This is a genomic window from Lysinibacillus sp. FN11, assembly GCF_024628845.1.
GTDB lineage: Bacteria > Bacillota > Bacilli > Bacillales_A > Planococcaceae > Lysinibacillus > Lysinibacillus capsici.
This window is the reverse complement of the sequence record NZ_CP102383.1, coordinates 3,919,620-3,942,498: the sequence shown is the minus strand read 5'-3', so window position 1 is coordinate 3,942,498 and position 22,879 is coordinate 3,919,620. Positions and strand designations below refer to the sequence as shown.

General features: G+C 35.5%; 22 protein-coding genes and 2 other annotated features. Of the genes, 16 read left to right on the top strand and 6 right to left on the bottom strand.

The genetic code is table 11. The features are described 5' to 3' along the window. The first annotated feature begins 40 nt into the window (after positions 1–40). Positions 41–1,801 carry an ABC transporter ATP-binding protein gene (locus tag NP781_RS20710; protein ID WP_257520717.1) on the top strand — a complete coding sequence of 587 codons (1,761 nt, stop codon included), beginning with the start codon at positions 41–43 and terminating at the stop codon, positions 1,799–1,801. 198 nt (positions 1,802–1,999) lie between these two features. On the opposite strand, the gene NP781_RS20705 is transcribed toward NP781_RS20710, so the two are convergent. Then, the gene (locus tag NP781_RS20705) at positions 2,000–2,635 is read right to left on the bottom strand and encodes a response regulator transcription factor (protein WP_004231818.1); all 636 of its coding nucleotides are present in this window, start codon (positions 2,633–2,635) and stop codon (positions 2,000–2,002) included. Between the two features lie 5 nt (positions 2,636–2,640). Continuing rightward, positions 2,641–4,926 (bottom strand): sensor histidine kinase, encoded by a 2,286-nt coding sequence (locus tag NP781_RS20700; RefSeq protein WP_004231819.1) that lies wholly within the window; start codon positions 4,924–4,926, stop codon positions 2,641–2,643. Between the two features lie 65 nt (positions 4,927–4,991). Between NP781_RS20700 and NP781_RS20695 the strand changes: the two genes are divergently transcribed. Beyond that, positions 4,992–5,165 carry a hypothetical protein gene (locus NP781_RS20695; RefSeq protein WP_257520716.1) on the top strand — a complete coding sequence of 58 codons (174 nt, stop codon included), beginning with the start codon at positions 4,992–4,994 and terminating at the stop codon, positions 5,163–5,165. Positions 5,166–5,168: 3 nt separating this feature from the next. On the opposite strand, the gene NP781_RS20690 is transcribed toward NP781_RS20695, so the two are convergent. After that, the gene (locus NP781_RS20690) at positions 5,169–6,098 is read right to left on the bottom strand and encodes a polyprenyl synthetase family protein (protein ID WP_257520715.1); all 930 of its coding nucleotides are present in this window, start codon (positions 6,096–6,098) and stop codon (positions 5,169–5,171) included. A gap of 806 nt (positions 6,099–6,904) precedes the next feature. Between NP781_RS20690 and rsgA the strand changes: the two genes are divergently transcribed. From rsgA to metG, 4 genes are all read left to right on the top strand, one after another. Next, entirely contained in the window at positions 6,905–7,975 is a 1,071-nt protein-coding gene (gene rsgA / locus NP781_RS20685; RefSeq protein WP_257520714.1) for a ribosome small subunit-dependent GTPase A, read from the top strand. A gap of 17 nt (positions 7,976–7,992) precedes the next feature. Then, positions 7,993–8,418: a FosM family fosfomycin resistance protein gene (fosM, locus tag NP781_RS20680; RefSeq protein WP_257520713.1), complete on the top strand. Its 426-nt coding sequence runs from the start codon at positions 7,993–7,995 to the stop codon at positions 8,416–8,418. A 15-nt stretch (positions 8,419–8,433) separates the two neighbouring features. After that, positions 8,434–9,081, top strand: a complete 648-nt coding sequence (locus tag NP781_RS20675) for an HAD hydrolase-like protein (RefSeq protein WP_257520712.1) — start codon at positions 8,434–8,436, stop codon at positions 9,079–9,081. 87 nt (positions 9,082–9,168) lie between these two features. Next, positions 9,169–9,429, top strand: a binding site (T-box leader). Between the two features lie 56 nt (positions 9,430–9,485). After that, entirely contained in the window at positions 9,486–11,120 is a 1,635-nt protein-coding gene (gene metG / locus NP781_RS20670) for a methionine--tRNA ligase (protein ID WP_257520711.1), read from the top strand. A gap of 50 nt (positions 11,121–11,170) precedes the next feature. Here metG and NP781_RS20665 read toward each other — a convergent pair whose 3' ends face one another. Both NP781_RS20665 and NP781_RS20660 read right to left on the bottom strand, forming a co-directional pair. Continuing rightward, a complete protein-coding gene (locus NP781_RS20665) occupies positions 11,171–12,742 on the bottom strand; it encodes a 2-isopropylmalate synthase (RefSeq protein WP_004231834.1) in 1,572 nt (523 codons plus the stop codon). Positions 12,743–12,834: 92 nt separating this feature from the next. Continuing rightward, positions 12,835–13,073 (bottom strand) — a binding site (T-box leader). A gap of 262 nt (positions 13,074–13,335) precedes the next feature. Continuing rightward, positions 13,336–15,030, bottom strand: coding sequence for a methyl-accepting chemotaxis protein (locus NP781_RS20660; RefSeq protein WP_257520710.1), 1,695 nt, complete (start codon positions 15,028–15,030; stop codon positions 13,336–13,338). A gap of 311 nt (positions 15,031–15,341) precedes the next feature. On the opposite strand from NP781_RS20660, the gene NP781_RS20655 reads away from it, so the two are divergent. From NP781_RS20655 to NP781_RS20640, 4 genes are all read left to right on the top strand, one after another. Next, positions 15,342–15,836 (top strand): DUF1648 domain-containing protein, encoded by a 495-nt coding sequence (locus tag NP781_RS20655; RefSeq protein ID WP_257520709.1) that lies wholly within the window; start codon positions 15,342–15,344, stop codon positions 15,834–15,836. 115 nt (positions 15,837–15,951) lie between these two features. Next, positions 15,952–16,542: an RNA polymerase sigma factor gene (locus NP781_RS20650; RefSeq protein ID WP_257520708.1), complete on the top strand. Its 591-nt coding sequence runs from the start codon at positions 15,952–15,954 to the stop codon at positions 16,540–16,542. Beyond that, positions 16,514–17,632: a DUF4179 domain-containing protein gene (locus NP781_RS20645; RefSeq protein ID WP_257520707.1), complete on the top strand. Its 1,119-nt coding sequence runs from the start codon at positions 16,514–16,516 to the stop codon at positions 17,630–17,632. Before NP781_RS20650 ends, NP781_RS20645 begins: the two co-directional genes overlap by 29 nt. Before the next feature lie 177 nt (positions 17,633–17,809). Next, positions 17,810–18,790 (top strand): GNAT family N-acetyltransferase, encoded by a 981-nt coding sequence (locus tag NP781_RS20640; RefSeq protein ID WP_257520706.1) that lies wholly within the window; start codon positions 17,810–17,812, stop codon positions 18,788–18,790. A gap of 48 nt (positions 18,791–18,838) precedes the next feature. On the opposite strand, the gene NP781_RS20635 is transcribed toward NP781_RS20640, so the two are convergent. Next, positions 18,839–19,276, bottom strand: coding sequence for an Rrf2 family transcriptional regulator (locus tag NP781_RS20635; RefSeq protein WP_004231845.1), 438 nt, complete (start codon positions 19,274–19,276; stop codon positions 18,839–18,841). 190 nt (positions 19,277–19,466) lie between these two features. Here NP781_RS20635 and hmpA point away from each other — a divergent pair, with 190 nt between their 5' ends. From hmpA to NP781_RS20605, 6 genes are all read left to right on the top strand, one after another. After that, the gene (gene hmpA, locus NP781_RS20630) at positions 19,467–20,633 is read left to right on the top strand and encodes an NO-inducible flavohemoprotein (RefSeq protein WP_221681533.1); all 1,167 of its coding nucleotides are present in this window, start codon (positions 19,467–19,469) and stop codon (positions 20,631–20,633) included. Between the two features lie 221 nt (positions 20,634–20,854). Next, positions 20,855–21,115 carry a metal-sensitive transcriptional regulator gene (locus tag NP781_RS20625; protein WP_004231849.1) on the top strand — a complete coding sequence of 87 codons (261 nt, stop codon included), beginning with the start codon at positions 20,855–20,857 and terminating at the stop codon, positions 21,113–21,115. Positions 21,116–21,156: 41 nt separating this feature from the next. Continuing rightward, complete coding sequence (locus NP781_RS20620; protein WP_257520705.1) at positions 21,157–21,498, top strand: rhodanese-like domain-containing protein; 342 nt, start codon at positions 21,157–21,159, stop codon at positions 21,496–21,498. Between the two features lie 12 nt (positions 21,499–21,510). Next, positions 21,511–21,810 carry a rhodanese-like domain-containing protein gene (locus tag NP781_RS20615; RefSeq protein WP_257520704.1) on the top strand — a complete coding sequence of 100 codons (300 nt, stop codon included), beginning with the start codon at positions 21,511–21,513 and terminating at the stop codon, positions 21,808–21,810. A 63-nt stretch (positions 21,811–21,873) separates the two neighbouring features. Continuing rightward, positions 21,874–22,422 (top strand): sulfurtransferase TusA family protein, encoded by a 549-nt coding sequence (locus NP781_RS20610; RefSeq protein ID WP_257520703.1) that lies wholly within the window; start codon positions 21,874–21,876, stop codon positions 22,420–22,422. 17 nt (positions 22,423–22,439) lie between these two features. Next, positions 22,440–22,835, top strand: a complete 396-nt coding sequence (locus tag NP781_RS20605) for a DsrE/DsrF/DrsH-like family protein (protein WP_004231858.1) — start codon at positions 22,440–22,442, stop codon at positions 22,833–22,835. Positions 22,836–22,879: the final 44 nt, after the last annotated feature.

Genomic DNA, 22,879 nt, shown 5'->3' with positions numbered 1-22,879 from the left:
AAAATATTACAATCAATTAGCTAGAATGAGGCAAATTCAAATGAATAAAAATAGTGAACGGAAAAATTCGAAAACTTTAAGTGGTAAAGTTTTTTTAAAGCTTATTAAAGAAGCAAATCCACCAAAATGGATAATCTTTTTTGCTATCGTTTTAGGAATAATCGAAACTGTTGTTGGGTTACTAGTTCCACTTTTTACGATGAAATTAGTAGATCAATTGGCTAGCTCAGCGTTTAATTTTTCTTTTATGCTTTTATTTGGGATTATTTTAATTATGCAAACAGTATCCTCAGGATTATCCTTCTATTTTATGACTTATATAGGAGAATCCATTGTTGCCTCTATTCGAAATCGATTGTGGAGACATGTGCTACGACTCCCCATTTCCTTTTTTGATGACCGTCAGTCTGGGGAAATATTGAGTAGAATTACGCAGGACACAAATATTGTAAAAGCATTGATTACTCAGCATTTAATCACATTTGTCACAGGGATCATTACGATTATTGGGTCAATTATTTTCCTATTGCTCATTGATTGGAAAATGACTGTTATTATGCTGATTTCTATTCCTTTGTCAATTTTATTTATCCTACCCTTGGGACAAAAAATGTACAAGATTGCAAATGCTACGCAGGATGAAATGGCGAATTTTTCTGCTAACCTTGGTCGAGTGTTAGCAAATATTCGTCTTGTAAAAGCGTATCATGCTGAGAAAACCGAAGGCAAGTATGGTGAGAAGAACGTTCACAACCTTTTTAAATTTGGCTTAAAAGAAGCAAGAGTTCAAGCCTTCGTTTCCCCATTCATGACATTTGTAATGATGCTTGTTCTTGTTATATTAATTGGTTATGGTGGCGTACAAGTAGCCTCTGGTGCACTAACTGCTGGTGCGCTAGTAGCGATTATAATTTATATGTTTCAAATTACGGTGCCCTTTACTCAAATGGCCTCCTTCTTTACATCTCTACAAAAGGCACTTGGGGCGGTTGAAAGAATTCGAGATATTCTTTTTGTTCAGCATGAGGGCGAGGGCGAGCACACAAAGATAGAAGTGCAGAGTGCAGAACAAAATATATCATTTTACAATGTTTCTTTTGCCTATCAAGAAGATATGATTATTAAAAATCTCTCATTAACAATTCCTACTGGAAAAATGACGGCATTTGTTGGTCCTAGTGGTAGTGGGAAAACGACATTATTTTCTTTGCTAGAACGTTTTTACAAGCCCATCTCAGGTGAAATATTACTAGGCCAAACTAGTATTTATGACATTTCACTGCAGTCATGGCGCAGTCAGCTTGGTTATGTCTCACAAGAAAGTCCCTTAATGTCAGGGACTATTAAAGCAAATATTTTATATGGTGTTGAACACGGAGTGTCAGAGACAGCTATTCAACATGCTATACAACAAGCCAATGCATGGGAGTTTATTGATAGACTACCTGATGGTGTTAATACGCAGGTTGGAGAAGGTGGTATGAAGCTTTCGGGAGGGCAACGACAGCGGATTGCCATTGCAAGAGCTTTAATTCGAAATCCAAAAATTTTATTGCTGGATGAGGCTACTTCCAATCTAGATAGTGATTCCGAATTACTTGTTCAAAAAGCATTACAAAAATTAATGGCGGATCGAACAACACTCGTTATAGCGCATAGACTTTCTACAATACTTGATGCCCATCAAATTGTTGTGTTAGAACGTGGAGAAATTACAGGTATCGGTACACATAAAGACTTGATGCAAACACACATGTTCTACGAAAAGCTAGTGCGTCAACAACTGAAAAACGAGGATTGAATTTCCCCATATATTTTTACTGGGAAGTTCATTATGAATGGGAAATACAATTTTAATATAAAACAACTTGAATTTTGATATTTAAAAAAATCTCCCCAAATTGTTAGAAGATTTTCTAACAATCTGAGGATATTCAAATAGCTTTCTATGTTTAAATGTTCTCAACCTCATGTCTTATATTATATTACTTTTAGAACATTAGGGCAGACCACTTTTTAAAATATCTAAACGGATTACCTCTGTTACAGCTTCTGTGCGAGAGTTTACGCCTAATTTTTTATAAATTTTAGTTAAGTTGTATTCAATGGCTCGTATACTTAAAAATAATTCATCGGCAATTTCTTGATTACTATACCCTTTAATCAAGCTTCTCAGGATGGATATTTCTTTTTGAGTGAGTAGTGTACTTAAATTATTGCTTGAGGGAATTGGTTCTTTTAGTTCTTTTAATAAGGGTAAAGGCAATAAGACATACCCTTTTAATGTAGCACGTATAGTCATAATTAAATCTTCATAAGGAACAGTTTTACTAACTATTCCACAAATGTTCAAATTCATAAGCGAGCTAAATTGTGAATAGTAATCGAAGCCAGTATATAGAATAACTTTAGCTTTAGGTCGTATTGCTAAAAGTTTTTTTGTTAGATCTATACCAGAGCACTCAGGCATTTGTATATCAAATAAGTAAATATCATAGTCGCTAATTTCAAATTCTTTATATATTTCTTCTAGCTCGTGAAGATAAGTAACCTTAAAATCTTGTTCATTTTCTAATATGGCTTTAGTACCTAGACCTACCATTTGATGATCATCTACCAAAAGAATATGAATCAATTTTTTCACCTCGGTATTGTTATATGGATTTCCGTACCAATACCAATTTCAGTAATGAAGTTGATATTTCCGTTAAAGCTATAAACTCTTTCTTTTATACCATTTAGTCCTGTATGTGAGTTATTGACTGTTACTGAGTCCGGCTTAAATCCATTACCGTTATCTCGATAGTCAAGATATATGTTCTTTTCATCATCCCATAAACTTAATGATATTTTAGTTGCATTAGCATGTTTATGTGCATTGTTTAGAAGTTCTTGAATAACCCGATAAATGCAAATTTCCAAATTATAGTCGTCGTGTTCGATGATAGGGGGAAAATCATATGTAATGTCAAAGCTCGCCTTTTTTTGCATATTTGCACACAATTCTCTTAAAGCTACAGTTAATCCCCCTTTTGTTATTGAGATTGGACGAAGCTCATTGCAAGTAGTGCGTATTTGATTAATTACATCTTGCATCCCGTTCTTTATTTGATGTAATTGACTTAGTGTATCTCTTGGAAGGTAGGGCGTTGTAGTGATTAAGTTTTCAAGTGAACGATACCAAATAATTTGATCCTGTAAGGCTGAATCATGAAGATCAGCTGCTAAACGTCTTCTTTCTTGCTCGGATAATTGAAACAGAAAACGTGATAAAGTGGAAGATGATTGTGACTGTTGAACCTCTGTTTGTTCAATGGTATGTATTAGATTTTCAACAGCAAAAACGTTTTCATAAACGAGTCTTATATATTTAACAATATTAATAAACCAAACTTTTTCATGAAGGTTAAAAACTGTTTGATTTTTTTTATAGCCAATCCATATGTATGTATGGGTTGTTTCGATTGTATAAATCCTCATACCAATTAAACCTTGGTAATCAAGTAAATCTATCTTTTTATTTTTATGATTACGTATTTTATCTTTGAATTTTTCAGAAAGGTGAATAGCTTGCTCGTTTTTTGGAATTTCCTCTAAATGGAAATTATCTGTAAGATAGTCAAACTTTATAAAAGCAATAATGCTTGGCCCTAATGATTCTTGAAGCTGGTTGATAAACAAATTTTTTAAATCTTTTTCTTTCATGCTTGATGATAATTTTCCAATAAAAAACTCAAGCTGCTGAGACAAACTATCATCCCGCATCCAAAGGCGATGTCGAAGGACAAAGTCTACTTTCTCTTTGATAAAAAGTAAAATAATAATCATACTTACAATTACAAAAATTAAAAAGAAAAAATATAAAATCTGAGAATTAGGATTTAAGCTGCCAAAAATAATAATTGTAGCAATGCTTATAGCAGGTAAAAGAGAAAGTAAAAAGTAATAAGGAATTCTACTTAATATGAAGTTTAAATCTATTACTTGTTTAGAGACAGATAAATAGAAATATCCAATAGGGATAATAAACAAAAAAATTTCAACGGTATCATCATCTAGGTAGGGTAAATTTAGCATATATGGTAATGCATGCAGCAATATGAATGGTGTGAATGCGAGGACATTAATCCATACTAACCATTTTAGGATTGTCTTCCCTTCATGACATATGTTTTTTATGTAGTAATAACATAATAAAAGAATCACAAAAAAAACATTTGAGCAAAAGTAAAATAAAACTATATTTGCACTAATTGCTGAAAAATGACCTTTATATAATAAATTTAATATACTGATTGATATGATAATGATGGAAAAAACTTTATTAAAGTTAAACCACATCGATGATTGTTGTTGAATAATTCTTCTTTCATGAAGAAGAGCAAAAATAAATAAAACTAAATACATTGATCCTAGTGGTAGAAAAGTAATAATGATGATATTAGCGATAATATCATCCCTTCCAGACTCGGTCGAAGCAAATAAACTCAAAGCAGCTGATAACAAGAATCCAATGAAATATCGATTCACTGCATTTGGAGATTTAACCATTAGCATGGATAAAACTAATGCTAGTATAGAAAATAAACTTGGAATAATTAGTTCTTTAATAGTACTTCTTGTCTCAAACTTTGGGATAGCAACTGTTTGTGTAATTTCGCCGTCTGTAATTTCTACTTTGCTTCCTCTGTTTATAGAGACATCAGTAATTGGCTGTCCGTCAATCTTTTTGATAATATTTCCGGGTGAAGCGGTTGTATAACGTACCCATCCATCATTTTGGTTAATATTGGTTATTATATATTCACCAGTTGAATTATTAGATATATTTATGCCCATATATGGCGTTAGCATTAATGATAATAAATAAAAATGTATAATGATAAATATACTACTTAAAATTAAAACAAATTTTTTGAAAACCATAATTTCACTTCCCATAATTATAATGTTTTAAGAACAAATAATATAGTTGAAAGGATGTAATCTAAATGTTAATGGATGTAATTCATTTATTATTAAATAATTCGAGTAACATTGATCAAAAAGAATTGATATATATGTCATCTGCAGATGAAATTAAAGTAATTACTGATGCTCTGAAATCGCTTGAAAGCGTAAATACTTCTATTCTACCGGCTTCAAGTTCGTGGGCTTCAAAATAATGACTAAACTTTAATGTTAAGTAGTAAATTTTTGTGTTTATTTGAGATATCTAAAGAAGATATACAATCCTTAAACTTCTTAAGGTATATTTGCTCAACAACATGACAATATGTTATTGCACCACCATTCATAATACAAAGTAGTAATTCTTGAAGTTCACTATCAAGCAATTCCTCAAAAGATTTATTATTGTTATAATATTCCTTTATTGATGAAAATTTTGGATCTTGTATATGTAGATAATATAAAATAGGAAGTGTCTTCTTTTTATCTTTGATATCATTTTTATGTATCGAATAAGATAAATCATTTACATCATTTCTTATTTGTGCAATAACTCCGAGATAATAGGAGTATTCTTTTATTTTTTCAAATGTTGATGGACATACATTTCCGGCACCAAGTAAATTTGCTAACAAGATGAGAGATCCTGATTTCAATGCAGTCATGTCAAAATACTCTTGTTCAGTAATAGTGTCATTAATTAAATCAGTGTGCTGCCCATTAATTGCATCAAGCATTAATGGGTAAATAAAGATGTTAAAGAATTTTTTTACATCACTGGAACAATTGATATAATGTATTCTTTGGAGAGCTATAAATAAATACCCTAGTAGAATATTTAAATTATAACTAAGGGGTTTATTACTCCAAGGATTACATGGGGCATCATTATCCTGAATATCATCCAAAATATCGGCAGATAAAAGTATAAGTTCTACAATAGTTTGGATTTCTGTTAATTCGCTTTTATTATGTACGTTTCTAAAAATATTGTAGTGTATTTCAGTTAATTTTGAGAAACTTAAAGGTTGTTTAAATTTAAATTGTATATACTTAATTGCAGTATCTTGTAATTGCTGGTTGAAAAAATACTCAATAATCCAATTATATGCACAATCCATAATTTCTTGTTGGGAAGTAGTGTTCATTTTTTCTCCTTTCTTTTAAAATGTCTGTAAGTAATGGAATGTATTTTTTACAAAATTAGTAATTATGTAAGTATATTACAGTATAGCATGGTTTTTTATAAATAGTTAAGATGTTTTAAATATTAGATAGGTCTTTACAAATCCTCTTTAATAATTTTTTTACGATAACACATTTGTAATAGTTTCTTTTTATTTAGTAATTCCTTTTTAGATTATTGAAAAAAGGATTTCCTTTTTTAAGTTTCATCATTAATTGAAAATGATAGGAGTGGAGGATTGACGACTCCTTTGGAATCACCCTGAAGTGAGATAATTAGAGGAAAGAGTTCTAAAATCTAAAAGCATATATTCCAGTATTGAGTGATGCCTTTGCGACGAATTCCTATTGCAGAAGGAAACTAATCGGTCGCTCTCAGAAAAGTGACTGTCGGAGTGGTAATAATCCTAATGACGTTATGGTGATGGATTCTTTGAAAAGAAATCTTGTAATTGACAATTTCTGAAAATTTTGCTATATTGATAACAACTAAATGGAAAGTAGGTGATGTGACATGATGAATAGATCTGTAATTAACGAACTGCAATTCGGTTTGTTCAATTTCACACGCCTAAAATATACAAAGTGACGCCGTTTCATAACTCGGGGTATTTGTGTATCTTTTAAACGTGCCTGTGAAACCTTGTAACTGCCGAATTGCAGCTACAAGGTTTTTTTATCGTAGTTCCAAAAGGTGAAATTGCGATAGGGCCTCTTGCGGATGACAACTATTTTCGCTGAGGCATCATACGTTTAGGAGGAAAATAAATTGAATTTAACAACATTAGGTTTTACAACATATTTTGAAGAGCAAATGCTAGAAATGAAAAAACAGGCTAAATTAAAAAATTGTGTGCCTGCAAGGGTTACTTTAGAGCATAAGCATTCTTATCGGGTGTTAGCTGAAGAGGGAGAATGGCTTGCGACAATTGCTGGTCATTATGCGTATACGTCTTTAGCGAGGGAGGACTATCCAGCAGTTGGTGATTGGGTGCTAGTGGAGAAAATGCCTGGTGAGGAACGAGCAATTATTCATCAGCTATTCCAACGAAAATCTGTATTTTCACGTAAAGTTGCAGGAACGGAAATTCAAGAACAGATTGTCGCATCAAATGTCGATATTGTGTTACTTGTTATGAGCTTGAACGCAGATTTTAATATTCGACGTTTGGAGAGATATTTAGTGGCTGCTTGGGATTCAGGTGCAAAGCCCATTATTGTCCTGACAAAAGCTGATTTATGCGAGGATGTTTCGAGCTTAGTACAAGAAGTGGAGTCTGTAGCCTTTGGTGTGGATATCTTCGTAACGAGTGCTCTTTCAGGCGAAGGTCTAAAGGAAATTCAAGCGCTATTCACAGAGGGGGTGACGGGAGCATTATTGGGGTCTTCTGGAGCAGGGAAATCCACATTAACAAATGCTTTATGTGGTGAGATACTGATGAAAGTAGCGGGTATACGTGAGGATGATGCCAAGGGACGACATACAACAACCCATCGAGAGCTAGTAGCATTGCCTGCTGGCGGCTGTCTAATTGATACGCCAGGGATGCGTGAGCTTCAATTGTGGGATCAAGGGGATAGTTTAGCTTCTAGCTTTCAAGATATTGAGGAACTAGCAACGGCTTGTCGTTATCGTGATTGTACACATCAAAAAGAGCCTTATTGTGCTGTCCAGCAAGCTATAGTAGATGGGGACTTGGACCAATATCGTCTACAAAGCTATTTTAAGCTGCAAAGAGAATTGGCTTATATGGAGCGCAAAACAAATACGCAAGCAAAACTTGAGGAGCAGCGTAAGTGGAAGCAAATAGCCAAGGGAATGAAAAAGGGGAAGAAATAATCAATAGGAGCATAGCCATGACAATTCGAAACATCAATCATTTATTGTTTTCAGTTTCTAATTTAGAGGAATCCATCACTTTTTATGAAAGAGTATTTGATGCCAAGTTGCTAATAAAGGGGAACAGCACAGCCTATTTTGATGTAAATGGGCTGTGGCTAGCTCTTAATGTAGAAAAGGATATACCCCGTAATGACATCCATCATTCCTATACACACATTGCCTTCACAATCGCTGAGGATGACTTTGATAAGATGTATGACAGATTGGTGCAGCTAAAGGTCAATATTTTAGCGGGTCGGCAAAGAGATGAAAAGGATAAAAAATCGATTTACTTTACAGATCCTGATGGTCATAAATTTGAATTTCATACAGGAACTTTGCAGGATCGTTTGGATTATTATAAGCAAGAAAAGCAGCATATGGCGTTTTTTGATAACTAATTAAGGAGAGATTTTATGAATAAAGCGTTTATTTTTGATATGGACGGAACATTATTTCAAACCAATCTTATTTTAGAGCCTGCGCTCGATGCAACATTTGATGTGCTGCGGACAAACGGCTTGTGGCAGGGAGAAACACCTATAGAAAAATATAGAGAAATAATGGGGGTTCCTTTACCAGTTGTGTGGGAAACATTATGTCCTATGCATGCGGTAGAGATACGAGAAGAGAGCAATGTATTATTCCATGTAAAGCTGATTGAGCAAATACGTGGACATAAAGGTGCTTTGTATCCAAACGCTGAACAAACCCTTGCAACATTGTCAGAGAATTATCCGTTATACATAGCGAGTAATGGACAGGTTGACTATTTACAAGCAATCGTCGAAACCTATCAGTTGGAGCGTTTTATAAAGGGAATCTATAGCATTCAAGCCATTGCAAGTGGGCATAAATCAGACCTGGTCAAAAGAGTTGTAGATGAAAATAAAATTGATTACGGGGCAGTGGTAGGAGATCGGTCTTCGGATATCCAAGCTGCACAGGACAATCAATTACTATCAATAGGTGTACGCTTTGACTTTGCACAAGACAAGGAGTTAGAAAAAGCAGATATAGTAATTGATGATTTAACTGAGTTGCTAAAGGTTACATTAGATTAACTCAAGAAAATGAATCAAAAAAAGGACGCTTTTACAACAATCATTGCATTTCTTCACAAGAAGGCGTAAAATAATGCCAATCCTATAGAAAAAGCATTGAAAAGGAAAAGTAAATTGGATTAGCATTTTGTAGAGAGCCTCTGTTGGTGGAAATGAGGTAAATGAACCCTGTTGAAAATGACCTTTGAGCTTCGTACCGAAAGCTTTTTAGCCAGTAGATTACGACGAGATGGGCACTCGTTACAACAGCAGCAGTATCTCTTTTTTGTGTGAAGACGTACTGAGAGAGGCAAATAGTGTGAGCTATTTGTAAATATAGGTGGTAACACGGGTATACTCGTCCTAATCAGATTTGATTAGGACGATTTTTTTTTACTATTTTTTCTGTGAGGGGAGCATTTAGAATGACGATTGTTATTGGAGGCGCTTGGCCGTATGCAAATGGCTCTTTGCATTTAGGGCATGTTGCCGCATTATTACCAGGTGATATTTTGGCTAGATATTACCGACAAAAAGGCGAGCAGGTTTTATATGTATCAGGCAGTGATTGTAATGGTACACCCATTTCTATACGTGCCGCACAAGAGAATACAACGACAGAGGCTATAGCTAATCACTATCATGATGAGTTTACTAGATGCTTTCATGATTTAGGATTTACCTATGATTTGTACACAAGAACGGATGCGGAGCACCACCATGAATCCGTTAAGGCCCTTTTCTTACAGCTATTGGCCAACAATTTTTTATACAAAAAGAAAATTGAACAGGCTTACTGTGAGACGGATAAACAATTCCTACCAGATCGATTTGTCGAGGGACTTTGTCCAAATTGTGGAGCGAAAGCAAGGGGAGATCAATGTGATAACTGCTCAGAAATTTTAGACCCACTAGATTTAATTGATAAGCGCTGCAAAATTTGTGGGAACGAACCTGTTATTCGGGAAACTGAGCACTTTTATTTTACCTTTAGTCAATTTCAAGGAAGGTTGGAGTCTTATTTAGCACAAGCGAAAGTCGAGAAACGTTGGCGTGACAATGCTTTAGGGTTAACGGAGCGATACTTGGCAGAGGGAGTTCCCGACCGAGCAGTAACAAGAGATTTACCGAATGGCATAGATGTTCCAGTGCCAGGTTTTGAAGGGAAAAAAATATATGTATGGATAGAAGCTGTAGCAGGGTACTTAACAGCAACCTTGGAATGGGCAAAAGAGCATCAAATAGCCATTGAAGATCTATGGAATGAAGAGACCATTTCATACTATGTACATGGGAAGGATAATATTCCATTCCATACAGTTATATGGCCAGCCATTTTAATGGGAATTGGATCTAAGGCATTACCTACCCATATTGTATCCAATGAGTATTTAACATTAGAAAAGCGCAAATTATCTACTAGTCAGAATTGGGCTGTATGGGTTCCTTATATTTTAAGTCGTTATGATGCGGACTCTATTCGTTACTTCTTAACGATGAATGCGCCAGAAAATCGTGATACTGATTTTTCATGGCGGGAATTTATTTATAGCCATAATGGTGAACTACTCGGAGCCTATGGTAATTTTGTAAACCGTACTTTGAAGTTTATTGAGAAATCATTTGCTTGTCAGGTGCCACAAGCGGAGGTGGACAGCGACATTCGAAAACAAACTGTACAATTGTTTAATGAAGCGGGCGTTCTTATTGAAGGTGGTCATTTCAAACAGGCATTAGAGTCCATTTTTGAGTATATTCGCGGAGCTAATCGTTATTTTGATGAACAACAGCCATGGCTACAGGTAAAAGAAAACGTAGAGGCAGGTAATCGTACATTAGCAACTTGCGTCTATATCATTGGGAATTTAGGACAGCTGCTGCATCCTTTCTTACCGTTTTCAGCAAAGAAAGTAAGAAATATGTTAGGTATAAATGAAATGATGTGGCATGAGCAAGTAGATCTGCCTAAAGTCATTCAAGAGGTGACACCATTATTTGAACGTCTGGATATCGAACGAATCGATGAGGAATATCAAAAACTAGTTAGGGATAGTCACTAGGATTGAAAAAGCAGTATGGCGGAAGAGCCATACTGCTTTGCTAGTTTCATTTAATTCATAACAGGTGTTAATTTTGTCACTACAATGCTATTGATCGCATTAATATAGGCTAATGCACTTGCCTTAAGAATATCAGTATCTGCTGCTTTTGCAATATACTTTTCGCCTTCATGCTCAATCGTAATTTTTACTTTACCTAAAGCCTCTTTGCCTCGTGAAACACTATTGATATTATATTCCACTAGTTTTACATCCATATTTGTAATTTCTGCAATGGCTGAATAGAGGGCATCAATTGGGCCAGAGCCTACTGCACTAGCTTTAAATACTTCACCGCCTTTACGAACCTTAACACTTGCAGAAGGGAAGCTTGTATTGCTGACGACTTGTAGATCATCAAAATCAAAGAATTGCTCACTATAATGTGTAGCATTTTTATTATTGGCATCATGTTTTTCATAATAGCTTTCAACAATAACATATAAGTCGTGATCATATACTTCTTTCTTTGCATCGGCTAGCTTTAAGAACCCTTCAAAAATACCTTCAAATTCCTCTGTTGAAAGATTAGTAAACCCTAATTTTTCAAGAGCATTTTTCACTGCATGGCGACCAGAGCGAGCTGTTAGTACTAGCTCCATATCATCAAGACCTACATCCTCAGGATGGACGATTTCATAAGCATCACGCGATTTTAACAAACCATCTTGGTGAATACCAGAAGAATGGGCAAATGCATTATCTCCTGTAATGGCTTTATTGACCTGTACATCTAAGCCCATAAAGCTAGAAACAAGACGTGAAGTATTCATAATTTCTTTTGTATTAATACGTGTTTCTGCATTGTAGACGGAGCCACGAGTTTTAAGTGCCATGACAACTTCTTCTAATGCAGCATTACCTGCACGTTCACCGATACCATTGATTGTACATTCTACCTTATCTGCACCATTTTTAATTGCGGCTAGCGTATTAGCCGTTGCCATTCCAAGATCGTTGTGACAATGAACACTTAAAAGAACGCTATCATCTAAGTTTTTCATACGGTCGTTTAATTTAAAAATCATTTCGCCAAATTCCTCTGGCTCTGCAAAGCCTACCGTATCAGGAACGTTAATCATCGTTGCGCCAGCTCTCATAACAGCTTCAATTGTTTTCCAAAGATATTCAAAGTCTGAACGAGAGGCATCCTCTGTGGAATACTGAACTTGCGGCAATAATGTTTTAGCGTATTTCACAGCATCCACGCCAATTTGTAAAATTTGATCTTTTGACTTGCTGAATTTTTTCTCTACATGAATATCAGATGTGCCAAGTACCATGTGAATCATCGGGTTTTGAGCATATTTCACAGCGTTATAGACAGCATCAATGTCAGCCTTTACAGCACGTGCTAATGCTGTAATCATAATGTCGTTTGTATTGCCAACCTTTTCAGCTACAGCTTTGACGGCATCAAAATCACCTTGAGAGGAAGCGGGGAATCCAGCCTCTATAATATCGACACCCAATTTTTTCAGCTGCTGTGCGATCTCTACTTTTTCGTAAAGATTTAGCTTTGCTCCAGGCACCTGTTCGCCATCACGTAAAGTTGTATCAAACACCCAAATTTTTCTTCCCATTTTCAAACACTCCTTTTTAGTGATTAGTATCTAAAATCTACACTTAGGCCAATAAGTCATTAAAAAATAAAAAAACCCGTCTCTATGTAAAAAATAGAGACGAGTTTATGCTCGCGGTACCACTCTAATTGACCTTCTCTATATAGAAAAAGTCCCCTTATCGACAGCTATCACTGTCTATCCTGTTAACGGGGGAAACCGACATCCCTTACTGAAAAGTTCAGGGAGTAGCTCATGGACGAGTTCAAAATGTGTGCCTACCGATTTACACCAACCATCGGCTCTCTACAAGTACACAACCACTTTTACTATTTCCAATCTTGGCCTGCAATGTGTTGTTGAAAGCAATATTACTTGGATATTAACTTCCTGTCAATAATATTCTAAAAATTTATTTAATTCTGTCTTAAGTATTAACTACCTTATTAAATATTTGATATTTAGTGAAATGTTGATGGAGGCACTAAAAAATATATATTTCCCGTGAGTAAATGGTTAGGGGAGTTAACATATGATAGGTTGGAAAATCATGATATTTTTTTGTATGAAGAAACTGCTCGTTTTCTATAAACCTAAAGAAAACGAGCAGTCTTTTATTCTAGCTTAAAACGAGAGACTTGCGTATGAAGTTCTTCTGCCATATTTGAAAGTGTTGCTGCTGAAGCTGCTACTTCTTCGATAGTAGCTAATTGTTCCTCGGAAGCAGATGCAACATTTTGTAAATTAGATGAGGACATTTGGGCAATAGTTGCAATTTCATCAAAGGAAGCATAAATTTGCTCTGCACTAGAGGACATCTCCTCTGAAACAGTCGTTGCTTCTTGGATTTGCATGGATACTTGCTCAATCAGCTCAACAATCTTAGAGAAACCTTCTTCTGCTACCTTTACTACTTGCATACCAATTTGAACCTCTTGAGTTCCAGTATCCATCACCGTTACAGCACGGTTTGTATCCTGCTGTATTTCAGAAATCAAGGTAGCGATTTGCTCAGCGGATTTTTTTGATTGCTCTGCTAACTTTTTCACTTCATCTGCAACGACTGCAAAGCCGCGTCCATGATCGCCTGCACGGGCTGCTTCAATTGCAGCATTAAGTGCTAATAAATTTGTTTGTTCTGCAATATCAGTAATAATACCAATAATATTGCCAATTTCAATGGAATGCCCGTCTAGGTTTTTAACAACACTTGCTGACTCTAAAACAGCCGTGTTGATTGTTGTCATCTGAGAGATAACACGATGTAAAGAATCATTTCCTTTCTTAGCCTCTGAATTTGTCTCGATTGCCAGTTCAGAAACAGCAGCAGTAGTAGAAGCTAATTGTTGTATACCCTTTGTCATGTTTTTCATTGCTTCTGAGCTTTCAGTTGCGTTTTTCCCTTGAGCCTCTGAGCCACTAGCAACCTCTTGAATAGAAGAAGTGATTTGTTCTGTAGCCTGTATAGTTTGCTCTGCACTAGCTGTTAACTCAGCAGCAGAGCCACTTACTTGTACAGTATTTTGGCGTACATTTGTAATTAAATCCTTTAAATTTGTAGCCATTTGATTAAACGCAAGCGCTAAATCACCCACTTCATCACGATTTTTTATACGAATTTGTTCAGCTGTTAAGTCACCCTCAGCTATTTTTTTCGCAGCCTTAGCCATACCGTTAATTGGACGAGACATTAGACTACCAACCACCATAGCAATTATCAGACTTATGACAACAGCAAAGACTCCAAGAAGCATCATTTGGAGCTTGATGTCTTGAATTTGATTGGATGTAGCAGCCATTTTACCTTCTACATATTCATTTTGATAATTAGAAAGGTTTTCAACACGTTCATCGAATTGTTTAATAATTAAGCGTCCTTGAGTACTATCCAATTTTTCGTACTTCTCTGTTTCTCCAGCAGCTTTTAACTCAAACATACGATCTGCAAATTGTTGAACATTTTGCTCACTTTTATTAATAGCTTCAAGCATCTTAATTGATTTCTCTGAATCTAAAGTAGCCATTAATTCTTCTGATTTTTGTTTAAATTCCTCGCGTGAGGCTTGATTACTTTGAAAGTTTTGTTTGTCTCCAAGTAGTAAGTAGCCTCGCATGCTGACAATTTCCTGTTTTGCAATCACCCGTAATTCCTGAATACTTATAGATTTAGTAGTTTGTTCCTCCAGTAATGTACGATAGGTCTCATTTACAGAATCAAGCTGTTTTATATTTAAGCCGATTGTTGTAACGAGTACCAAAATAACTATAAAAAAACCGAGTAATAATTTCTTGTAGATAGTAAATCGCATAGTTGAAATATCCTTTCTCAGTAATTAGTAGAAATGTTACAAAATAATGAAATATGTATATATATCATTTATATCAGATTATATGAATTTTACAAAGTATTATGAGTATTTCTACAGTAATTAGTAGTTTGAAAATGGGTATTAATTATATATGAAGTAATAAAAAAAGTAGATTTTATCGCTATAATGCTACTAATAATAGGGATAATTAATGGTTCAGATTGAATATTAAGTCAATTTTCATAAATTTTGAAACTTTACTAGTAGTCATAACGTAGATGTAGTAAAGGAAAAAAACAGGGGTGGAGAAAATGTATAGGCCAATTTTAAAGTTACCTAAAACAAGATCAGAAAAGATATGGGACTATATTGGTGGTAGTATATTTATTTTATCCATCTTTTATATTATATTGGCATGGGGTAAGTTGCCTGATGAAATACCTGGTCACTTCAATGGGATGGGTGAGGTTGATCGCTGGGGCGCAAAAATAGAATTATTCATTCTTCCATTCATCGGTTTATTTTTATGGATGCTAATGGGCCTGCTAGAAAAAGTACCTCATATGCATAATTATCCGTCACGTTTAAATGAAAGTAATGTAAAAGCATTTTATTTGAATAGCAGAAAAATACTAAATGAAGTGAAAAATATCTGTCTCATTTTATTTGCTTTTATATCGATGCAGATGGTTCGTATTGGTCTTGGTGAGGTAAATTCATTAGGCTGGTGGTTCCTACCCATTGTATTGATAGGTGTATTGATCCCAATCATTAAAGGGTTTATAACAAGCTACAAAATAAAATAGTGAGACTCAAACGCTTAGGATACTCTTAAGCGTTTTATTTTTGTGAAAAAATTTTTATAGTTTGTCACAAACTTCTATTAATTTCAGTTATATAGATTGGAAAGGGGGGGCAACTTTGACTACACGAGATCCATCAAAAGAGCGAGCTGATATAGATATTGAATCAATTGTGGAGCAAGTTCAATCAGGTGACACGCGTGCCTATGCAGAAATCATTTGTTGTTTTCAAAAGCAAATTTATATTTATTGTTACTATATGCTAGGAACTAAAGAGGAGGCGGAGGATGCTTCACAAGATATTTTTATTAAGGGATTAGAAAATATTCATAAATTTTCTTATACGGTCTCCTTATCAGCTTGGCTTTATAAAATTGCTCATCATCATTGTATTGATGTCATAAAAGCGAAAAATAAGGGCTATAAATTTTGGCTAAATATGAAGCAAGAACAGGTGAAGCAGACACAGACACCAATGCCTGAATATGATGAAATGATACATAGGCTACTGGAAAACTTATGTGTAGATGAAAAAAGGATTTTATTACTTCGTTCTATTGAAGAGTATAGCTTTGAAGAAATTGCTGCCATTATGGATTTGAAAGCAGCTACAGTAAGAAAAAAGTATGAACGATTACGGAAAAAAATAATAAAGGAAAATAAGTTAGGAGGTGGATTTTATGAGCATTCATTTAAAGCAGAAGGATAAAGAAATGACACAAATAGAGCAGCTAATTCGTGAAACACCTGTAGAAGTTGATTTGGTTGATCGTGTAATCAGTAAATATGAACGTAACGAGCAGCCACAAATAGTAAAGTACCAGAAGAAATGGCACTATAAAGTTGCTTTTGCAACAGCTATGCTAGCTTGCCTACTAGTTATTACACCATTTATTTCACCAACAATGGCTGCAACGTTTAAACAAGTGCCTGTACTATCCTCAATTTTCCGTCTCGCTGGTGATTTGGGGTTGCAGATGGCTGATGAAAAAGGACTTTCTACAAAACCACAGGCAAGTATGACACAGGAGGGGTTTACATTAAGTGTATCGGAAGTAGCATATGACGGTACACGTGTTTCAATTGCTATTGAACGCCCCTATAAAGAAGATGAGAAAGAAGCTTTAATGGATTGTATCAGTAATTATAATTTGTTTATAAATGATGAGCCTATTAATTCTTTTGCTCCGAGTGAGTCCAATTCTATTAGTCCTTTTATGTACTCTGGTAAAGATAATGCTTCTGCCATTATTGAATTTTCCGATCTGAGAAATCAGGGAGGGCAGCCTTTCCCAGAGCAATTTGATTTAACCATTCAAGCTTTTGTCAGAGGTATAGAAGACCCCATTGAAATTGATATTCCTGTGAAAAATAAAGTGAAAGACTATGTAGCTTTAGCACCAAATATAAGTCGACAATATGACAATATTCATCTGACTCTTGAAAAGGTCAAGCTAACACCAGTTACAACAAGTATCACAACACGAATGGTTTTAACTGATAATTCAACGTTCACTGGTAATTTAACACTACTAACAATGGGGATAGATATTATTGATGAGTATGGTCGTGAAATTGAAGTAATTGGAGGAAACGGTTGGAACGCTACCAATGGAAACATTCATCTTGATGATCTTCGATACACTCCTTTTGAATCTGTTCCAAAAACAATAACCTTAAAACCCTATATCCATCTTTTCAAGGAAAACGAAAAAGGTATGTTTCAATTGGATAAAAACGGTTATCCAAAAATTCGATATATACCTGAATTAGAGATCACTATACCAGTTCAACCATAAAAATAATTGAGAAAGTGTAGTAAAAGCTCACTTTCTCAATTTTTATTTTTCTATATTTATATAAAGTAGATGGATATTCAGTTATACTAGCAAAACAAGGCTTTTGAATAATCTATAGTATATGGAGTATATATAAAGAATAAGTTTTCAATCCTAAGAAATAAAGGGGAATAGAAGATGGCAGTAACGTTAGTAAGGCATGATGTGAAGTATGCTGAGGCTATGCATGCGTTGTCTTCTATGCCACAGGTTCGAGATGCCCTAGGCTTACCTGCTGGCAAGGTAGAAGACACAATTCATTTTATTAAGCGTGAACGTATAGATGAAGAAGAAGGTAAGACCGTCCCTCGTGTGATTTTAGATGAGGAGGGGCAAGTCATTGGTGTGACATCATTAATGTTTATCGATCGTCATAAAAAGAGCTGTCATATCGGCTCTTGGCTTGGCTATCAATTTTGGGGGAAGGGCTATAATCTTGAAGCAAAAACGGCTATTTTAGATATTGCGTTTTTTGAACTGGGATTATCACGTGTATTTGCAGGAGCCCGAAAGGTTAATATCCGTTCGCAGAAAGCACAAGAAAAGCTACCTTTTGTTCGATTAGGAGTGGAAAAGGATTATCCTGAGGAGCATTCGTGGTTAGAAGTGAAGGAAAAGCAACCATGTGTGTTAAATGTTTTTGAACGAGAAGATTATGTCCGTTATCGAACATCCCTAGAAAAGGTAGAAGGGAACCGAGAAGCTTTTTTACCTCAGCTTTTATTAGCGGATGAAAGTGAAGTGGCGGTTCGAAAATATTTAGATAAGGGTACATTATATAAAATTAATTGTGGAGAACTGCTAGTGGGAGTGGCATTAGTTATTCCTCAATCTGACACTACAATTGAATTGAAGAATATTGCTATTGAAACCAAGTACCAAGGGAAGGGAATAGGCAAAGAGATATTACGACAACTTACTGAAAAATGCCGTAAGGAAGGCTATCAGGTAGTGTTGGTTGGAACGGCGAACTCAAGTATTGATAATATCGCTTTTTATCAAAAAGCAGGCTTTCGCATGGAGGCTATTGAAAAGGATTTCTTCAGTCATTACCCAGAACCAATTTATGAAAATGGTATTCGTGCATTGGATATGATTTTCTTTACAAAACAATTATAAGCAACTTCATAAAAAAATACCCGTTCAACAAATGTTGAGCGGGTATTTTTATTTACCGAGCAGTAGCGCCATTAATTTTTCCTTAGAATGAAGGAAATCGTCCAAGGTGTATTGATCTAACACGTTCAAATAGGCTTGCAAAGCTTCATACAATACACCTTTTAGTTGACATTCTGGAGCTATTTTACATAGGTTATTCTCTTTATCGAAACATTCTACAAGATGAAAATCCTCTTCTGTATGACGAACAATTTCACCGATGGTAATGGTTTTTGGATCGATAGCAAGGCGAATACCACCGCCGCGTCCACGAATTGTTTCAATGTAACCTAATAATCCAAGCTGGTGTGTCACCTTCATTAAATGGTTTTTCGATATATTATAAGCATCTGAGATCTCTTGAATAGTTGATAATTGACCATCTTCCTTTGCGCCTAAATAAATAAGCGTGCGCAGAGAGTAGTCCGTGTATAAAGTTAAGCGCATCCGAACACCCTACTTTCTATAATTCATAATAATTATAGCATTTTTACATTGAAGTATAATATCTTCAACCTATTTTTAAAGATGTATTTAGAATACATCAAATATGTCTATTTTGTTAAAGATGTATTTTATATATTGCTTTAAGAGAATGAAAGCGTTATATTGTAATCACGAAAGGATGGTAAGCGATATGTTAAAACAAGAAACAATTCAAATTATTAAAGCAACAGTACCTGTATTAGAAGTTCATGGTGTTGAAATCACAAAGACGTTTTACAAAAATATGTTTCAAGCTCATCCAGAATTACTAAATATTTTTAATCACACGAACCAAGAACAAGGCCGTCAGCAAACAGCATTAGCTAATACTGTTTACGCTGCAGCAGTTCATATTGAAAATTTAGAAGCAATTTTACCAGCAGTAATGCTTATTGCACATAAACACCGTAGTTTAGGAATTTTACCTGAACATTACCCAATCGTGGGTGAAAATTTATTAAAAGCGATTAAAGAAGTACTTGGTGATGCAGCAACTGATGACATTATTGGTGCATGGGCCGAGGCATATGGCGTTATCGCAGATATTTTCATTCAAGTAGAAGAAGAGTTATACCAAAAAACTGAGAACAATGGTGGATGGCGTCTATTTAAACCATTAAAAGTGGCGAAAAAAGTTGTGGAAAGTGACTTAGTAACTTCTATTTATTTTGTAAATGAAGATGGATCACCACTACCAACTTATGAACCAGGTCAATACATCTCTATTCGAGTGAAAGTGCCGGGAGAAGAGTATTTAATGAACCGTCAATATACACTATCACAAGCGAGTGCAGAAGATGGCTATCGTATTTCGGTGAAACGTGAAAGTGACCATACGCCAAATGGTAAAGTATCAAATTATATTCATGATCACTTACAAGTTGGTGATTTAGTAGATGTAAGTGCTCCAGCTGGATTATTTGTATTAGAAGAAACGGCTGCACCAATTACATTTGTAAGTGGCGGTATTGGTGTAACACCTTTAAACAGTATGCTGCAATCTTTAAATGATAATGCAGAGAATGAAGTGAACTTTATCCAATGTGCTCGTAATGAGAAGGTTGTAGCGTTCAGCGATGATATTCAAGGGAAAGTAAACGTATTACCGAATGCATCCTATACAGCTTTATACTCTGATGAAGACAAGCTTATTACAAAAGAATTGCTGGCTGAAAAAGTAGCTGATAATGCAGATGTATATGTATGTGGCCCTGTAGGCTTTATGGAAGCGGTTATTAAAAATTTACAGGAAATTGGCGTGAAAGATGAAAAAATTCACTATGAATTCTTTGGACCGGCCATGCAATTAGCTAAATAAAAAATAAACTCCCTGCTATGAGTAATAACTCGTAGTAGGGTTTTTTTGTTGAATAATAAGGAAGCAGATAGATGAGTTTTAAGCAATATAGAGAACATTATGCCTTGCAATTGCAGCATCTTAAAAAAGATTGAAGCTTTATATTGACAATATACCTATAGGGGTATAATATAAAACTCGTAAGGAAGTTCAATCTATCGTTTGAAAGGGGGCATAACAGAATGGCGTATGGCTCAAACACTGCAAATCGTGTGAAACGTATGGAAGGTCAAATGCGCGGTATTTTACGCATGATGGAAGAAGATCAAAGTTGTAAAGATGTGATTACACAGCTATCTGCCGTGCGTTCTGCTGTTGACCGGACGATCGGTGTCATTGTAAGTGAAAATTTATTAGATTGTGTATCGACTGCTGAAGGCAATGCTGAAAAAATGAATGCTGCTATCCAAGAGGCGATGGATTTGGTCGTGAAAAGTCGATAACTTAATATACCCGTAATCGTATAAAAAGGAGGACTGATCATATGGAAATATGGATTATTATTGTGCTTGTGGCAGCCTTTTTCGTTTGGCGAATGAAGCCTGTGAAGGGCGTTCAATCAATTTCTACAGCCCAATTAAAAGATATGCTGAATGATAAGGATAAGATATTTATCGATGTACGCACGCCTGCTGAGTATAAAGGTCGGCATATTTCGCAATTTAAAAATGTTCCGCTTGGATCGAACTTTGAAAACCTACCGAAGGATAAAGAGATCGTAGTTATATGTCAGAGTGGCATGCGAAGTAGTCAGGCTTGTAAGCAACTGAAAAAGCAAGGCTTTGATCGTGTTTCTAATGTTCGTGGTGGAATGAGTGCATACTAGGAGGAGAAAAAGGTGAAAGAAATTACAGCCAAAGAAGTTCAGCAAATTATGGAGCAAGGTGGGGAACTGAATCTTATTGATGTGCGAGAGGTAGATGAAGTAGAGGCTGGTCGCATTCCGGGCGTTATTCATATCCCACTAGGTTTATTAGAGTTTCGACTACCTGAATTAAATAAGGGAGAGTCGTATATTATGGTTTGTCGATCAGGTGGACGTAGTGCTCGGGCTACTCAAATATTAGAAAGTAATGGCTTTAATGTAACTAATATGATTGGTGGTATGTTAGCTTGGGAGGGAAAAGTACAGTTATAGATTAAATCTATATTTTTTTGAATAAAAAAATACCCTTATAGGTATATGGAGGTTATGGAAAGTATGAAGGCGGATTTTCAGCTAGATGCCAAGGGCCTTTCTTGCCCGATGCCGATTGTGAAAACAAAAAAAGCGATGGCTGATTTAGTAGATGGTCAAGTTTTAGAAGTAGCTGCGACAGATAAAGGATCAAAAGCTGATATTGCGGCATGGGCTGAAACTGTAGGTCATCAGTATATTGGTACTATAGAAGATGATGGTGTACTGAAACATTATATTCGTAAATGTACAAACGACCAAATAGAAGAAATGACGTTTGATCAAACAATTGATTTAGAGCAAATCACAAGTCGTAAAGGATTAATTCTAGATGTACGTGAGGAAGCGGAATTCGCTTTTGGGCATATTGCGGGAGCAAAATCGATACCAATGGGCGAACTGGAGACACGACTTTCTGAGCTTGATAAAGAGCAGGAGATCTATGTTATTTGTCGTACTGGAAAACGCAGTGACATGGCTGCGCAAAAGCTGGCTTCACGTGGTTTTACGAAAGTATTTAACGTCTTACCAGGAATGACATCGTGGTCAGGCGATTTAACAAAAAATATTTAAATTGGAGGAATTTTATTATGTCGAACAAAGTAGCAATCATTGCAAGTAACGGTGGTTTATTTGATGCGTATAAGGTATTTAATATCGCAACAGCTGCGGCAGCTTCTGAGAAAGAGGTAGCTATCTTCTTTACATTTGAAGGTTTGAATCTAATTCATAAGCAAGGTATGCATGTATTACCAATGCCCGCTGGAGCAGAACACTATGCTGAAGGGTTTACAAAAGCAAATGTGCCAGCTATTCCTCAACTAGTGGAAATGGCACAAGAATTAGGTGTGAAATTTATTGCTTGCCAGATGACGATGGATGTTATGGGTTTAACTACTGAAGATTTCATCGAGGGTATTGAAGTGGGTGGAGCTGTAACGTTCCTAGAATTCGCGAAAGACGCAGCACCGTCACTTACATTCTAGTGACCTACCTATAAAAGCGGAGAGGGCACCCCTCTCCGCTATAA

Excerpts from the sequence above, each read along its gene's own strand:
- NP781_RS20710 (WP_257520717.1), top strand. The coding sequence starts at position 41 with ATGAATAAAAATAGTGAACGGAAAAATTCGAAAACTTTAAGTGGTAAA.
- NP781_RS20700 (WP_004231819.1), bottom strand. The coding sequence starts at position 4,926 with ATGGTTTTCAAAAAATTTGTTTTAATTTTAAGTAGTATATTTATCATT.
- NP781_RS20695 (WP_257520716.1), top strand. The coding sequence starts at position 4,992 with ATGTTAATGGATGTAATTCATTTATTATTAAATAATTCGAGTAACATT.
- NP781_RS20690 (WP_257520715.1), bottom strand. The coding sequence starts at position 6,098 with ATGAACACTACTTCCCAACAAGAAATTATGGATTGTGCATATAATTGG.
- fosM (WP_257520713.1), top strand. The coding sequence starts at position 7,993 with ATGACAATTCGAAACATCAATCATTTATTGTTTTCAGTTTCTAATTTA.
- NP781_RS20675 (WP_257520712.1), top strand. The coding sequence starts at position 8,434 with ATGAATAAAGCGTTTATTTTTGATATGGACGGAACATTATTTCAAACC.
- metG (WP_257520711.1), top strand. The coding sequence starts at position 9,486 with ATGACGATTGTTATTGGAGGCGCTTGGCCGTATGCAAATGGCTCTTTG.
- NP781_RS20665 (WP_004231834.1), bottom strand. The coding sequence starts at position 12,742 with ATGGGAAGAAAAATTTGGGTGTTTGATACAACTTTACGTGATGGCGAA.
- NP781_RS20660 (WP_257520710.1), bottom strand. The coding sequence starts at position 15,030 with ATGCGATTTACTATCTACAAGAAATTATTACTCGGTTTTTTTATAGTT.
- NP781_RS20655 (WP_257520709.1), top strand. The coding sequence starts at position 15,342 with ATGTATAGGCCAATTTTAAAGTTACCTAAAACAAGATCAGAAAAGATA.
- NP781_RS20645 (WP_257520707.1), top strand. The coding sequence starts at position 16,514 with ATGAGCATTCATTTAAAGCAGAAGGATAAAGAAATGACACAAATAGAG.
- NP781_RS20640 (WP_257520706.1), top strand. The coding sequence starts at position 17,810 with ATGGCAGTAACGTTAGTAAGGCATGATGTGAAGTATGCTGAGGCTATG.
- NP781_RS20635 (WP_004231845.1), bottom strand. The coding sequence starts at position 19,276 with ATGCGCTTAACTTTATACACGGACTACTCTCTGCGCACGCTTATTTAT.
- hmpA (WP_221681533.1), top strand. The coding sequence starts at position 19,467 with ATGTTAAAACAAGAAACAATTCAAATTATTAAAGCAACAGTACCTGTA.
- NP781_RS20625 (WP_004231849.1), top strand. The coding sequence starts at position 20,855 with ATGGCGTATGGCTCAAACACTGCAAATCGTGTGAAACGTATGGAAGGT.
- NP781_RS20620 (WP_257520705.1), top strand. The coding sequence starts at position 21,157 with ATGGAAATATGGATTATTATTGTGCTTGTGGCAGCCTTTTTCGTTTGG.
- NP781_RS20610 (WP_257520703.1), top strand. The coding sequence starts at position 21,874 with ATGAAGGCGGATTTTCAGCTAGATGCCAAGGGCCTTTCTTGCCCGATG.
- NP781_RS20605 (WP_004231858.1), top strand. The coding sequence starts at position 22,440 with ATGTCGAACAAAGTAGCAATCATTGCAAGTAACGGTGGTTTATTTGAT.